Raw genomic sequence first — 14004 nt, 5'->3', positions numbered from 1 at the left:
CACCACTTCGGCCCCGGCCGCGTTGCGCAGGCGCAAAGGAGCATTGGCTCATGACCACGTCCCCCGAATCCAAGCTTGTCATCTCGCGCCGCAGCTGGCGCATGCTGGCGCTGGCCCTGCTGGTTGCCGTGGCGCCCGGCGCCAAGGCCCAGGACGCCGATCGCGACCCGCCGTCGCGCGCGGCGCGTGTCGTCAACGTCGTCGGCGACGCCTGGCTGTTCGACAACGACAGCCGCGAATGGACGCGCCTGACGCGCAACCAGACCGTGGGCGAGGGCGACCGCGTGCGCACCGACGACCGCGGCCGCGTATCTCTGCGTGTCGGCTCCACGACCGTCTGGGTCGACGAGCGCAGCGACGTGGAGCTGAGCCAGCTCGACGACGGCCAGACCCTGCTGCAAATCGACCGTGGCGACGTCGCCATTCGCCTGCGCAGCCCCGAGAACGCCGCCGAGACACGGCTGCGCACCCGCGAGGGCACGGCCCAGCCGGAGCGTGAGGGCCTTTACCGCGTCGAGCAGCTCGACCGCGGCAGCAAGGTCTATGCGTTCCAGGGGCGCATGCGCTTCGAGTGGGCGCGTGGCGCCACACCGGTGGTGCTGGGCACCGGCGAGCAGGTCGAGCTGTGGTGGCCCGACGGCCCGCGTGCCGAGCGCTCGCCGCTGTACAGCGACGGCTTTGGCGACTGGGTGCTGGCCGAGAGCCGCGAGGAGGGCGACCGGCCCGTGGCCCGTTACGTCTCCGCCGAGATGACCGGCGCCGAGGACCTGGACCGTTATGGTCGCTGGGAAACCGCCCCCGAGTACGGCACCGTCTGGATCCCGACCACCGTTGTTGGCGCCGACTGGGCGCCCTACCGCCAGGGCCGCTGGGCCTGGTCGCGGCTGTGGGGCTGGACCTGGGTGGACGACGCACCCTGGGGCTTCGCGCCCTTCCATTACGGCCGCTGGGTCAGCTGGGGTGGCCGCTGGTGCTGGGCACCGGGCGCCTATGTGCATCGCCCGGTCTACGCGCCGGCCCTGGTGGGCTGGGTGGGTGGTGGCTCCGTGAGCGTGGGCATCAGCATAGGCGGTGGCCGCCCGGCGCCGCCGCGCTACGGCTGGTATCCGCTGGCCCCGCGCGAGATCTATCGCCCGGCCTACCGCCACACGCCGCGCTACGAGCACCGCGTCAACGACCCGCGCGACCTGCGCGACCCCGTCACCGTGCAGCGCCCGCACCGCTACCGCGACGTACCCACCGCCGTCAGCATGCTGCCGGCGCCAGGCGCGGCCATCCAGCCGATGCCGGTGCGCGGCCCCGACCGCAAGGGCGAGCCCGGCTGGGTCCGCCCGCTGCCGACCGCCCCGGGCCGCGGTGACCTGGCCGCCGTGCTGCCTGCCGCGCCGGTGCGCTCGCCCGACGCGCCGCGCCCGTCGCGTGGCAACGAGCCCGGCATGGGTTGGCGCAGCGACGGCCAGGTGCCCGTGCGCCGCGACTCGCCGCATCGCGGTCCTGATGGGGTGCAGCCCGGCATGCCGGCGGCCGCGCCCCAGGTGCAGCAAGCGCAGCAGCAGCCCACGCGACCGGCCGTCGAGCCGCAGCGCGGCGGCCCGGAGAACGTGCCCTGGGGCCCGCAGCCGCAACGCGAGCAGCAGCAGCGCCGCGAGGAGATGCAGCAGCGCGAACAAGCGCAGCGTGCCCAGCAGCAGCGCGATGGCCAGCAACGCGAGATGCAGCAGCAACAGCAGCAGCAGCGCGAAGCGCAACAACGGGACATGCAGCAGCGCGAGATGCAGCAACGGGAAGCTCAACAGCGGGACGTGCAGCAGCAGCGCCGTGAGCAGGAGCAGCGTCGCGAAGCCTCCCATCAGCAACAGCAGCAGCAGCGCGAGATGCCGATGCGCCGCGAGGAGCCGCGCGTTCAGGTGCCGCAGCCCCAGCCCCAGCCGCAAGCTCAGCCCCAGGTTCAGGCGCCGCAGCGCAGCAACGAAGGCCCGCAGCGCGGCCGCCAGGACGGCGTGCCGGTGCGCGAGAAGCAGCCCTCGCGCGATCCGCGCCAGCAGGGCCAGCAGGAGCGCTAGAAGCCCCTCAGGCTTCTAGAGCAGCGGCCGCAGTGTCGGCCAGACGTTGTCCAGCATCTGCGGATGCGCCTTGGCCAGCGGGTGGATGCGGTCGGGCTGGAACCAGTCCAGCGCGTCCGCCCGGTCCGCCACGCCCTTGAGCAGGAAGGGCACGAGGCCGGCGCGCGCCTGCTTGGCCACGTCGGTGAACAGCCCCTCGAACTCGCGCCCGTAGGCGGCGCCGTAGTTGGGCGGCACCTGCATGCCCACCACGACAACCTTGGCGCCCGCAGCCTGGGCGGCCTTGGACATCACCAGCAGGTTGTCCCGTGTGCTGGCCAGCGGCAGGCCGCGCAACGCGTCGTTGCCACCCAGCTCGATGATGACGATGGCCGGCTTGTGCGTGCGCAGCGCGGCCGGCAGCCGGGTGCGCCCGCCCGACGTGGTGTCGCCGCTGATGCTGGCGTTGACGACGCGGTGTGGCTTCTTCTGCTCGGCCAGGCGCGCCTGCAGCAGCGCCACCCAGCCGGCGCCGGCCTTCAGGCCGTACTCGGCCGACAGGCTGTCGCCGACGACCAGGATGACCGGGGCCTCGGCGGCCGCTGCAACCCCTGACGACCAGCTGGCCACCACCCCCAGGCTAAAGTGCGCCACCACCGCCCGCCGCCGCAGTCCCGACATGCCAGAAGCCCTTGTCCAAGTTGATCAGATCACCAAGCGCGTGCGCGACGCGACCGGGGAGCTGACGATTCTGCATGACATCAGCTTCGAGCTGACCGCGAGGGAATCTGTCGCCATCGTCGGCGCCTCGGGGTCCGGCAAGAGCACGCTGCTGGCCATCCTTGCGGGCCTGGACGTGCCCAGCGATGGCACCGTCAAGTTGCGCGGTCAGGACCTGTTCACGCTGAACGAGGACGAACGCGCGGCGGTGCGTGCACGCGAGCTGGGCTTTGTGTTCCAGAGCTTCCAGCTGCTGCCCAATCTGACGGCGCTGGAGAACGTCATGCTGCCGCTGGAACTGCGCGGCGACCGCGATGCGCGCGAGCAGGCCGCTGCCATGCTGGCTCGCGTGGGCCTGGCCGAGCGCCTGGGCCACTACCCGCGCGTGCTGTCGGGCGGCGAGCAGCAGCGCGTGGCGCTGGCGCGGGCCTTCGTGCTGCGCCCGGCCCTGCTGCTGGCCGACGAGCCCACCGGCAGCCTGGACTTCGCCACCGGCGCGCAGGTGATGGCGCTGATGTTCGAGTTGAACCGCGAGGCCGGCACGACGCTGGTGCTGGTCACCCACGACCGCGAGATCGCGACGCGCTGCGAGCGGCAGCTGCGCATCGAGGCCGGCCGCCTGGTGGCATGAAAAAACCCGCCTAGCGGCGGGTTTTTAGTTTCAGCAGCAAGAAGTTACTTGCTGAACTTGTAGTCCGTCTTGGCCTTGTCGATCAGGCTCGCCTGGAACTCGGCGGCCTTCTGCTGCTCGATGCGCTGCTTGATCTGCGCCTTGACGTCTTCGAAGGCGGGGAAGGTGGCGGCGCGGATGTCTTCGAGCTTGATGATGTGATAGCCGAACTGGCTCTTCACCGGCTCTTGCGTCATCTCGCCCTTTTGCAGCGCCGTCATGGCCTTGCTGAACTCGGGTACGAAGTTGTTGGGGTTGGCAAAGTCCAGGTCGCCGCCCTTTTCCGCAGTGCCGGTGTCCTTGGAGTTCTTCTTGGCCAGTTCCTCGAAGCTGCCGCCGGCCTTGATCTGGGCGATCAGGGCCTTGGCGTCTTCTTCCTTCTCGACCAGGATGTGGCGGGCACGGTACTCATTGCCGCTGTTGGCGGCCTTGAACTTGTCGTACTCGGCCTGTGCATCGGCGTCGCTGACGGGGTTCTTGGTGCGGTAGTCATCCATCAGGCCGCGGATCAGCAGCATCTGGCGGGCCAGGTCCATCTGGGTCTTGTAGTCGGCCGTCTGCGGGATGCCGCGGGCTTCGGCAGCCTGGATGAAGATCTCGCGGCGGACGACTTCGTCCTTGACCTGGGCTTCAAGCTCGGGCGAGCGCTGCTGCTGGCCGCTCTTGGTGACCTGCTGGATCAGCTGTTCGACGCGCGCCTTGGCCACGGGCTTGCCGTTGACGGTGGTGACGTTCTGCGCAACGGCTGCAGCCGGCAGCAGGGCCGAAATGGTGGCCGCGACGACGGCGGCGAGCGCAAACTTCTTCATGGGCGTGGGGGAGGTGTCAGGCTAAAAAATCGCGCCCGGAACGGGGCGCGCGGCGCTATCAAGTTCGACCTTCAGGATTCGCCCGGAGCGCGGGCATCAATGGCCAGCGCGTGGATTCCGCGCTGCATCAGGTCGGACAAAGAATGATAAACGAGGCGGTGCCGGGCCAATCTTTGCAGGCCGGTAAAGCGATCCGACACGACAGCCACATGAAAGTGGCCGCCCTCGCGGGCCCCGGCGTGGCCGGCGTGCTGGGCGCTGTCGTCGCGCACGGCCAGCTCCAGCGGCGCCAGCTCGGCGCGCAGTCGGGTCTCGATCTCAGCGGCCAAGCTCACGACTTGTTGTCCTCTTCGGGCGGCAGGTATTTGCTGGCGTAGAAGCCCAGCCCCAGGATGAAAGCGAACATCAGCGCCGTCACGCCGAAGACCTTGAAGTTGGCCCAGGCCGACGTCGAGAAGTTGTAGGCCACGTACAGGTTGGCGACGCCCATCGCGGCGAAGAACAGCACCGAGGCGCGGCTGAGCTTGAGCCAGATCGCGTCGGGCAGCGTCATCTCGGCGCCCATCATGGACTTGATGAGGTTCTTGCCGAACCATGCCTGAGAGATCCAGAAAGTCAGCGCCATGGCCCAGTACAGGCCGGTGGGCTTCCATTTGATGAAGGTCTCGTTGTGGAACCAGACGGTCGCAGCACCAAGCGTGACGACCAGCACGAGGCTGATCCACAGCATCAGGTCGACCTTCTTGCCGCGCAGCTTCAGGAAGGCCACCTGGGCCAGCGTGGCGAACATGACAACCAGCGTGGCCAGCAGCACCGGTGCCTCCTGCGGGCCGACGACACCGCCCTGCACGAGGAAGCCGAAATGCTGGGTCGCAAACGCGGCCGCCGCGTCGGCATGGCCTTCGGCGCCCTTGAAGACGATGAAGAAAAGGATCAGCGGGAGAAAGTCGAGCAGGATCTTCATGCGCCGGGATTTTCCTCGACGAAATCGATGGAGGCGGAATTGATGCAGTAACGCTCACCGGTCGGCTCGGGGCCGTCCGGGAAGACGTGCCCGAGGTGCGTGCCGCATTTGTTGCAGCGCACCTCCACGCGCACCATGCCGTGGCTGCGGTCGACGATGCGCTCGATGACCTCGCTGTTGACCGGCGCCCAGTAGCTGGGCCAGCCGCAGCCGGCGTCGAACTTGGTGTCCGCCTCGAACAGCGGCGTGCCGCAGCCGACGCAGTTGTAGTGACCGTCCTTGAAGTGGTCCCAGTACTTGCCGCTGAAGGCGCGTTCCGTGCCGGCGTGGCGGGCGACCTGGTATTGCGTGGCGTCGAGCTGCTCGCGCCACTCGGCATCGGTCTTCTGGATGGGGTAGGTCTTGTCGGTCATGAGGAGCACGAGACTTCGAGGGTTTGGGCCCAGTCGGGCGGCAGGGCCGCGTCGCTGGGGAGATCGGGTTCGTCGAACGGGCGGCTCAGAACTTTCAGCAGGCGAGCTGTCTCCGTGAAATCGCCCCGCTCGGATGCACGGATGGCGCCCTCGGCGAGGTGGTTGCGCAGCACGACGGCGGGATTGACGGCCAGCATGCGCGCCTCGCCGTCGGGTGCCACGCGTTCACGCCAGCGGGCCAGCCAGGCGTCCAGCGCGTCACGGTCGACGAAGAGGTCGCGCAGCGGCTCGGGTGCGGTCAGCGCGCGGGACAGGCGTCGGAAGCTGATCGTGAAGTCGGCGCGCGAGGCGGCCATCAGCTTCAGGAAGTCGTCGGCCAGGGCCTGGTCGCCCGCGTCTTCGCCATCGAGGCCGAGCTTGGCGCGCATGCGGCCCAGCATCTGGCTTGCGAAGCGGTCGCGGAAGGCCTCCACGGCCTCCAGCAGGCGCTCGCCGGCCGCTTCCTGCTCGCCTTCCAGCAGCGGCAGCAGGGCCTGGGCCAGCGCATGCAGGTTCCAGAACGCGACGCCCGGCTGGCGGGCGTAGGCGTAGCGGCCGCGGTCGTCGCTGTGGTTGCAGATGTGGCCGGGGTCGAAGCCGTCCATGAAGCCGAAGGGCCCGTAGTCCAGCGTCAGGCCGAGCATGGACATGTTGTCGGTGTTCATGACGCCGTGACAGAAGCCGATGGCCTGCCAGTGGGCGACGAGGTCGGCCGTCCGCAGCGACACCTTCTTCAGCAGCGCGACGGCCGGTTCGGGTGTGTCGGCGCATTCGGGGGCGTAGGTCGCGATGAAGAAGTCGGCCAGGCGGCGCAGCGCTTCGAGCTTGTCATGGTGGGCGAAGTGCTCGAAGTGGCCGAAGCGGATGAAGCTCGGTGCCACACGCGTGACGATGGCCGCCGTCTCGATGGACTCGCGCCTGACGGGCAGGGGCGAGCCGGTGATGCACAGCGCCCGTGTCGTTGGCACGCCGAGCGCGGCCATCGCTTCGGAGCAAAGGAACTCGCGCACGGACGAGCGCAGCACGGCGCGGCCATCGGCGCGGCGGGAGTAGGGCGTCTGGCCGCCGCCCTTGAGTTGCAGCTCCTGCGGGCCGGCCGGGCTGTCGACCTCGCCCAGCCACAGCGCGCGGCCGTCGCCCAGCTGACCGGCCCAGACGCCGAACTGGTGGCCGCTGTAGACGCTGGCGAGCGGCCGCATGCCGGGCAGGGCGGCGTTGCCGGAGCAGGCGGCGAGCGACTCGGGACGCGAGGCCCAGTCGGCCGGCCAGCCGAGCAACTCGGCGCACGCGGGGCTCTGCGCCACCCAATGCGGATCGGGCAGGCCCTGGGCGGACAACTCGGTGTAGAACTCGGGGCCCAGGGCGGCGAAGCGGTTGGTCCAGGCGAGACCAGCGAGCGGATTCATCACGCCAGTTTAGTGAGGCTCATTTCACCGTGCTGGCCTGGGTGTTTCCCCGGGGTCCGAGGGTCGCGGTTGTGACGTTCTAGGCTTGAAAGCGCGGGCTAGACTGGCTCGATAAGACCGGCAGGAGACAGCCATGACAGTGATGGGCCGGATGATGTCGGAACCGTTGTTGATCTCGTCGTTGCTGAAGCACGCCGAGCGGCATTCGGGCGACACCGAGATCGTCAGCAAGCGGGTCGAGGGCGACCTGCACCGCAGCAATTGGCGCGAAGTCGCACGTCGTTCGCGCCAGGCCGCGCAGGCCTTCGCACGCCTGGGCGCGCAGCCCGGTGACCGCATCGGCACGCTGGCCTGGAACGGCCATCGCCACTTGGAGATCTACTACGGCACCTCGGGCTCGGGCCTGATCTGCCACACGGTCAACCCGCGCCTTTTCCCCGAGCAGATTGTCTGGATCGCGAATGACGCCGAGGACCGCGTGCTTTGCTTCGACGCGACCTTCCTGCCCCTGGTCGACAAGATCGCGCCGCTGCTGAAGACGGTGAAGCACTTCGTGCTGATGACCTCGCGCGCTCACATGCCGGCCAGCACGGGCATCCCCAACCTGCTGTGCTTCGACGATCTGCTGGACGCCGAGACCGGCGACTACACCTGGCCCACGTTCGACGAGAACACCGCCTCCAGCATCTGCTACACGTCGGGCACCACGGGCCACCCCAAGGGCGCCGTCTACAGCCACCGCTCGACGGTGCTGCACGCTTACGCCGCCGCGCTGCCGGACGCGATGGACTGCTCCAGCCGCGACGTCATCCTGCCCGTCGTACCGATGTTCCACGTCAACGCCTGGGGCCTGCCGTACAGCGGGGCGCTGGTGGGCTTCAAGATGGTGTTTCCGGGCCCCCACCTGGACGGCAAGAGCCTCTTCGAGCTGTTCGAGGGCGAGAAGGTCACGTTCAGTGCGGGCGTGCCCACGGTGTGGTTGGGCCTGCTGAACTATGTGAAGGCCAACGACCTGAAGTTCTCCAGCTTCAAGCGCACCGTCATCGGCGGCGCAGCCTGCCCGCCGGCCATGATGAAGTCGCTGCAGCAGGACTTCGGCATCGAGGTCATCCATGCCTGGGGCATGACGGAGATGTCGCCGCTGGGCACGCTGTCCAAGCTGACGACGCGCCAGCTTGGCCTGCCGGCCGAGGCGCAACAGCGCCTGTTGGAGAAGCAGGGCCGCGTCATTTACGGCGTGGACATGGCCATCATCGACGACGAAGGCCGCTCGCTGCCCTGGGACGGCGCGAACTCCGGCAACCTCGTCGTACGCGGTCACTGGGTCATCAGCCAGTACTTCAATCATGACGAGTCGCCGCTGGTCAGCGTGGATGGCGAGCCGGGCTGGTTCCCGACCGGCGACGTGGCCACCATCGACGCCGACGGCTTCATGCAGATCACCGACCGCAGCAAGGACGTCATCAAGTCCGGTGGCGAGTGGATCAGCTCCATCGACCTCGAGAACATCGCCATGTCGCACCCGGCCGTCCATGAGGCGGCCGTCATCGCGGCCAAGCATGCCAAGTGGGACGAGCGCCCGCTGCTCATCGTCGTCAAGAAACCCGACTCGACGCTCACGCGCGAGGAACTGCTGGCCTTCTACGAAGGCCGCATCGCCAAGTGGCAGATCCCGGACGACGTTGCCTTCGTCACCGAGATCCCGCACACGGCCACCGGCAAGGTGCAGAAGCTCAAGCTGCGCGAGCAGTTCGTGAGCCACAAGCTGCCCACCGCGTGAGCCTTCAGTTCGTCCATTAGAGCCACAACCACCAGGAGACAAGCATGTTCGACATCACTTCGACCCGATTTGCCGTGCGCACGCTGACCGCCGCCGCAGCCCTCGCGCTGGCCGCCGGCGCCGCCCACGCCCAGAAGGGCGAGACGGTCAAGCTGGCCTACATCGACGCACTCTCCGGCCTGATGGGCCCGGTGGGGCAGAACCAGGTCAAGACCTTCCAGTTCCTCGGCGAGAAGTTCAACAAGAGCAACCCGGCCGGCGTGAAGTTCGAGGTCGTCACCTTCGACAACAAGCTCAGCCCCGCCGAGTCGCTGAACCTGCTGAAGGCCGCGGCCGACCAAGGCATCCGCTACATCATGCAGGGTAACGGCTCCAGCGTCGCGCTGGCGCTGACCGACGCGGTCGCCAAGCACAACGAGCGCAACCCGGGCAAGGAAATCCTCTACCTGAACTACTCGGCGGTGGACCCCGACCTGACCAACAGCAAGTGCAGCTACTGGCACTTCCGCTTCGACGCCGACACCTCCATGAAGATGGAGGCGCTGACCACCTTCATGAAGGACCAGCCGGACGTCAAGAAGGTCTTCCTGCTGAACCAGAACTACGCCCACGGCCACCAGGTCGCCAAGTACGCCAAGGAAATGCTGGGCCGCAAGCGACCCGACGTGCAGATCGTCGGCGAGGACCTGCACCCGCTGGCCCAGGTGCGCGACTTCGCGCCCTACGTCGCCAAGATCAAGGCCAGCGGTGCTGACACCGTCATCACGGGCAACTGGGGCTCCGACCTGGCCCTGCTCATCAAGGCCGCCAACGAGGCCGGCTACAACGGCAAGTTCTTCACCTACTACACCGGCGTGACCGGCACGCCCACCGCCCTGGGCACCGGCGGCGCGGGCCGCGTGTTCCAGGTGGCCTACAGCCACTACAACATGGGTGGCGAGGCGCAGAAGAACGCCGACGAGTACAACAAGAAGTTCAACGACGACATGTACACGCTGAGCATCCAGCACATCTACACGATGCTCACCACCGCGATGGCCAAGGCCAAGTCCACCGATCCGGTGAAGGTGGCTGCGGCGCTGGAGGGGCTGACGGTCAAGAGCTTCAACGGCGAAGTGACGATGCGCAAGACCGACCACCAGATCCAGCAGCCGCTGTTCATCTCGGTCTGGCAGAAGGCCGACGCCAAGTACCCCTACAGCCCTGAGAAGACGGGCATGACGCTGGTGCCGGTGGTGCAGTACGACTCGTATGTGTCGTCCACGCCCACTTCCTGCCAGATGAAAAGGCCTGGCTGATCGCCTGAGCGCCTGACCCGCCGCGCCGCCCACAGTGGCGGCGCGTTCTTCTGACTTTGCCGGCCGCCGCTTTGGATCAAGTCTTCATCAACCTGCTGAACGGCCTGTCGTCCGGCCTGCTGCTGTTCATGCTCAGCTCAGGCCTCACGCTGATCTTCAGCATGATGGGCGTGCTGAACTTTGCGCATGCCAGCTTCTACATGGTGGGCGCCTACGTGGCCTACTCGCTGGTGGGCGTGTTGGGCTTCTGGCCGGCGCTGCTGCTCGCGCCGCTGCTGGTAGGCGGGATGGGCGCGGGCTTCGAGCGCTTTGCGCTGCGGCGCGTGCACAAGTTCGGCCATGTGCCCGAGCTGCTCATCACCTTCGGCCTGTCCTATGTGGTGCTGGAACTGGTGCAGCTCATCTGGGGCCGCACGGCGGTGGCGTTCACGCCGCCGCCCGAGCTGCAGGGCTCGGCCTTCACCATCATCTCGTCGGCGGGGCAGGGCATGTCGTTTGCGCTGGGCAAGGCGGCGCCTGAGCTCTGTGCGGCGGCCATGTGCTCGACCTTCCCGATCACGCGCGCCTTCATGATGTTCGTTGCGCTGCTGATGCTGCTGGCCCTGTGGCTGCTGCTGACACGCACCCGCGTCGGCCTCGTCATCCAGGCCTCGCTGAGCCATCCCGAGATGGTCGAAGCGCTGGGCCACAACGTGCCCCGCGTGCTGATGCTGGTGTTCGGCAGTGGCTGCGCGCTGGCCGCGCTGGCCGGCGTCATCGGCGGCATCACCTTCGTGACCGAGCCCAACATGGCGGCCATCGTCGGCTCCATCATCTTCGTGGTGGTCGTGGTGGGCGGCATCGGTTCGCTGGCGGGCGCCTTCGTCGGCTCCATCGTCATCGGCCTGCTGCAGACGCTGCCGCTGACGGTGGACGCGTCGCTGGGCTCCGCTTTGACCGCGATGGGCTTCACCGTCACGCCCGACACGCCCGGCTACCCGGTGCTGCGCCTGGCGCTGAAGGACGTCGCCCAGATCCTGCCCTATCTTTTGATGGTGCTGATCCTGATCTTCCGCCCCAAGGGCCTGCTCGGGACGCGAGAAGACTGATGGCGAAGAGCACAGAGTTTCATTTCAAGCCGCACAACGTCGGGCGCTGGATCGTCTGGGGCTTCTTCGCCCTGATCCTGCTCGTCGCGCCGCGCATCTGGACCAGCGGCCTGGCGCAGACCATGCTCACCCAGATGGGCATCGGCGTCATCGCCTGCCTGGCCTACAACATCCTGCTCGGCCAGGGCGGCATGCTCAGCTTCGGCCACGCCGTCTACAGCGGCATGGGCGCCTTCCTGGCCATCCATGCGCTCAACAAGGTGGGCGCCGGCACGCTGGGCATTCCGGTCGGCCTGGTACCGCTGGTGGGCGGCCTGGCGGGCCTGGTGACGGCGTCGTTGCTGGGCTATGTGTCGACCAAGAAGGCCGGCACGCCCTTCGCGATGATCACGCTAGGCATCGGCGAGCTGGTCTACGCGTTGGCGCTGATGCTGCCGGAGTTCTCGGGCGGCGAGGGCGGTGTGTCCAGCAACCGCGTCATCGGCCAGCCGGTCATGGGCATCACGTTCGGCCCGCAGATCCAGGTGTACTACCTCGCGGCCGCCTACTGCTTCGTCTGCACGGCGGCGATGTTCGCGCTGACGCGCACGCCGCTGGGCCGCATGCTGAACGCGGTGCGCGACAACCCCGAGCGCGTCGAGTTCATCGGCTATGACACGCACTGGGTGCGCTTCATGGCCTTCGCCATCTCCGGCTTCTTCGCCGGCATTGCCGGGGGGCTGGGCGCCATCAACACCGAGATCGTCAACGGCGAGGTGCTGCATGCCTCGCGCTCGGGCGCTTACCTGCTGTTCACCTTCCTGGGCGGCGCGACCTTCTTCTTCGGCCCCATCATCGGCGCGGTGCTGATGGTCATCGCGCTGGTGCTGCTGTCCGAGCTGACGAGCGCCTGGCTGCTCTATCTCGGCCTGGTCTTCCTGTTCATGGTCATGTACGCGCCCGGCGGCGTGGCCAGCCTCATCCTGATGAACCTGCGCGTGGCGGCCTTCGGCAAGCTGGGGCGCATCTGGACGTCCTATCTGGCCCTCGGTGGCGCGGCGCTGGCGGCGCTCGTCGGTGCGGCGGCCATGATCGAGATGGTCTACCACCGCCAGCTGAACGAAGCGTTAGGCCCCGAGCTGAAGTTCATGGGCGCGACGCTGGACAGCTCGGGCGTGGACGCCTGGTTCGGCGCCGGCTGGCTGATGGTGGTCGGCATCGGCCTCTTCGAGGTGGCGCGGCGGCATTACGCCCACCAGTGGGGCGAGATCCAGGAAGACATCGAGAAAGAAATCAAGCGGAGGGAAGCGCTATGACGACGACCTGCGCCCTGGAGCTGTGCGACGTGCGCAAGAGCTTCGGCAAGAGCGAGATCATCCGCGGCGCCAATCTGGCCGTGCAGGCCGGCGAGCGCGTGGCCATCATCGGTCCCAACGGCGCGGGCAAGAGCACGCTGTTCAACCTCATCAGCGGGCGCTTTGCACCGACCTCCGGCGAGATCCATCTGCACGGCCAGCGCATCCACGGCAAGAAGCCCTACGAGATCAACCGACTGGGCCTGTCGCGCAGCTTCCAGGTCTCCAACCTCTTCACGCGTTTGAGCGTGTTCGAGAACATCCGCTGCGCCGTGCTGTGGAGCCTGGGCCACCGCTATGCCTTCTGGAAGTTCCTGGCCGACCTGGACGACGCCAATGACCGTGCCGAGCAGATCCTGGAGATGATCAAGCTCGACAAGAAACGCGACGTGCTGGCCATGAACCTGACGTATGCGGAGGCGCGCGCGCTGGAGATAGGCATCACCATCGCCGGCGGCTCCAGCGTCATCCTGCTGGACGAACCTACCGCCGGCATGAGCAAGAGCGAAACCAAGCGCTTCATCCAGCTCATCCGCGACGTGACGGTGGGCAAGACACTGCTGACCGTGGAGCACGACATGGGCGTCGTCTTCGGCCTGGCCGACAAGATCGCCGTGCTGGTTTACGGCGAGGTCATCGCCTTCGACACGCCGGAGGCGGTGCGCGCCAACGCAAAAGTGCAGGAGGCCTACCTGGGCTCGGTGCTCGCGGAGGTGCATGCATGAGCGGCAGGACATTGACGCTGGACAACGTCCATGCTTTCTACGGCAAGAGCCATGTGCTGCATGGCGTCAGCCTGCAGGTCAACCCGGGCGAGATCGTCAGCCTGCTGGGCCGCAACGGCGCCGGTCGCTCGACGATGGTCAAGACCATCATGGGCCAGGTCGACGCCAAGGGCTCCGTCAAATTCGGCGACGTGGAACTGGTGGGTCGCAAGGCCTACGAGATCGCCCACATGGGCGTGGGCTACGTGCCCGAGAACCGCGACATCTTCCCCAAGCTGACGGTGCACCAGAACCTGATGCTGGGCGAGAAGAAGGCCGGCGCCAAGAACGTGCGCTGGAGCTTCGACGACATGTACAAGATGTTCCCGCGCCTCAAGGAGCGCCAGCACACCGAGGCCGGCGTGCTCTCGGGCGGCGAGCAGCAGATGCTAACGCTGTGCCGCACTCTGATGGGCGACCCCGATCTCATCATGATCGACGAGCCCACCGAGGGCCTGGCGCCCAAGATCGTCGAGTTGGTGGCCGAGTACCTCAAGGAGCTGAAGAACCGCGGCATCGCCGTGCTGCTGGTGGAGCAGAAGCTGGCCATCGCGCTGGAGATCTCCGAGCGCTGCTACGTGATGGGCCACGGCCGCATCGTCTTCGAGGGCACGCCGGCCGAACTGCGCGGCAACACCTACATCCGCAAGGAGTGGCTGGAGGTCTGAGAGGCTGAG

Annotated in this window: 14 protein-coding genes; 8 read left to right on the top strand and 6 right to left on the bottom strand. The window is 67.6% G+C overall.

Features of this window, described 5'->3' with window-relative positions:
- The first annotated feature begins 50 nt into the window (after nucleotides 1-50).
- A complete protein-coding gene (locus ACXRVZ_RS01055; RefSeq protein ID WP_458232145.1) occupies nucleotides 51-2063 on the top strand; it encodes a DUF6600 domain-containing protein in 2013 nt (670 codons plus the stop codon).
- Between the two features lie 15 nt (nucleotides 2064-2078).
- Here the strand turns inward: ACXRVZ_RS01055 and ACXRVZ_RS01050 are convergent, their stop codons facing one another.
- Nucleotides 2079-2723, bottom strand: coding sequence for an arylesterase (locus tag ACXRVZ_RS01050; protein WP_457423042.1), 645 nt, complete (start codon nucleotides 2721-2723; stop codon nucleotides 2079-2081).
- Here ACXRVZ_RS01050 and ACXRVZ_RS01045 point away from each other — a divergent pair.
- On the top strand, nucleotides 2722-3393 hold the full coding sequence (locus tag ACXRVZ_RS01045) for an ABC transporter ATP-binding protein (RefSeq protein ID WP_457423040.1): 672 nt from the start codon (nucleotides 2722-2724) through the stop codon (nucleotides 3391-3393). The genes ACXRVZ_RS01050 and ACXRVZ_RS01045 overlap by 2 nt on opposite strands.
- 44 nt (nucleotides 3394-3437) lie before the next feature.
- Here the strand turns inward: ACXRVZ_RS01045 and ACXRVZ_RS01040 are convergent, their stop codons facing one another.
- The 5 genes from ACXRVZ_RS01040 to ACXRVZ_RS01020 form a co-directional block, all read right to left on the bottom strand.
- A complete protein-coding gene (locus ACXRVZ_RS01040; RefSeq protein ID WP_457423038.1) occupies nucleotides 3438-4241 on the bottom strand; it encodes a peptidylprolyl isomerase in 804 nt (267 codons plus the stop codon).
- 71 nt (nucleotides 4242-4312) lie between these two features.
- Nucleotides 4313-4576 (bottom strand): BolA family protein, encoded by a 264-nt coding sequence (locus ACXRVZ_RS01035; protein ID WP_457423036.1) that lies wholly within the window; start codon nucleotides 4574-4576, stop codon nucleotides 4313-4315.
- Nucleotides 4573-5205 carry a septation protein A gene (locus ACXRVZ_RS01030; RefSeq protein WP_457423034.1) on the bottom strand — a complete coding sequence of 211 codons (633 nt, stop codon included), beginning with the start codon at nucleotides 5203-5205 and terminating at the stop codon, nucleotides 4573-4575. The genes ACXRVZ_RS01035 and ACXRVZ_RS01030 overlap by 4 nt, the downstream gene beginning before the upstream one ends.
- Entirely contained in the window at nucleotides 5202-5618 is a 417-nt protein-coding gene (gene msrB, locus ACXRVZ_RS01025) for a peptide-methionine (R)-S-oxide reductase MsrB (RefSeq protein WP_457423032.1), read from the bottom strand. The genes ACXRVZ_RS01030 and msrB overlap by 4 nt, the downstream gene beginning before the upstream one ends.
- A complete protein-coding gene (locus ACXRVZ_RS01020) occupies nucleotides 5615-7063 on the bottom strand; it encodes a protein adenylyltransferase SelO (RefSeq protein ID WP_457423030.1) in 1449 nt (482 codons plus the stop codon). The genes msrB and ACXRVZ_RS01020 overlap by 4 nt, the downstream gene beginning before the upstream one ends.
- 133 nt (nucleotides 7064-7196) lie before the next feature.
- On the opposite strand from ACXRVZ_RS01020, the gene ACXRVZ_RS01015 reads away from it, so the two are divergent.
- The 6 genes from ACXRVZ_RS01015 to ACXRVZ_RS00990 all read left to right on the top strand — a co-directional run bounded on the left by ACXRVZ_RS01015 (nucleotide 7197) and on the right by ACXRVZ_RS00990 (nucleotide 13995).
- On the top strand, nucleotides 7197-8843 hold the full coding sequence (locus ACXRVZ_RS01015; protein ID WP_457423028.1) for a 3-(methylthio)propionyl-CoA ligase: 1647 nt from the start codon (nucleotides 7197-7199) through the stop codon (nucleotides 8841-8843).
- A gap of 44 nt (nucleotides 8844-8887) precedes the next feature.
- Nucleotides 8888-10141 carry a branched-chain amino acid ABC transporter substrate-binding protein gene (locus ACXRVZ_RS01010; RefSeq protein ID WP_457423026.1) on the top strand — a complete coding sequence of 418 codons (1254 nt, stop codon included), beginning with the start codon at nucleotides 8888-8890 and terminating at the stop codon, nucleotides 10139-10141.
- A gap of 128 nt (nucleotides 10142-10269) precedes the next feature.
- Nucleotides 10270-11229 carry a branched-chain amino acid ABC transporter permease gene (locus ACXRVZ_RS01005; protein WP_457423056.1) on the top strand — a complete coding sequence of 320 codons (960 nt, stop codon included), beginning with the start codon at nucleotides 10270-10272 and terminating at the stop codon, nucleotides 11227-11229.
- Nucleotides 11229-12524, top strand: coding sequence for a branched-chain amino acid ABC transporter permease (locus ACXRVZ_RS01000; RefSeq protein ID WP_457423024.1), 1296 nt, complete (start codon nucleotides 11229-11231; stop codon nucleotides 12522-12524). Before ACXRVZ_RS01005 ends, ACXRVZ_RS01000 begins: the two co-directional genes overlap by 1 nt.
- Complete coding sequence (locus ACXRVZ_RS00995; RefSeq protein ID WP_457423022.1) at nucleotides 12521-13288, top strand: ABC transporter ATP-binding protein; 768 nt, start codon at nucleotides 12521-12523, stop codon at nucleotides 13286-13288. Before ACXRVZ_RS01000 ends, ACXRVZ_RS00995 begins: the two co-directional genes overlap by 4 nt.
- Entirely contained in the window at nucleotides 13285-13995 is a 711-nt protein-coding gene (locus ACXRVZ_RS00990; RefSeq protein WP_457423020.1) for an ABC transporter ATP-binding protein, read from the top strand. The genes ACXRVZ_RS00995 and ACXRVZ_RS00990 overlap by 4 nt, the downstream gene beginning before the upstream one ends.
- Nucleotides 13996-14004 lie beyond the last annotated feature (9 nt).

It is taken from the genome of Roseateles sp. P5_E8 (genome assembly GCF_054177665.1).
This window is presented reverse-complemented; position numbering and strand designations above follow the sequence as displayed.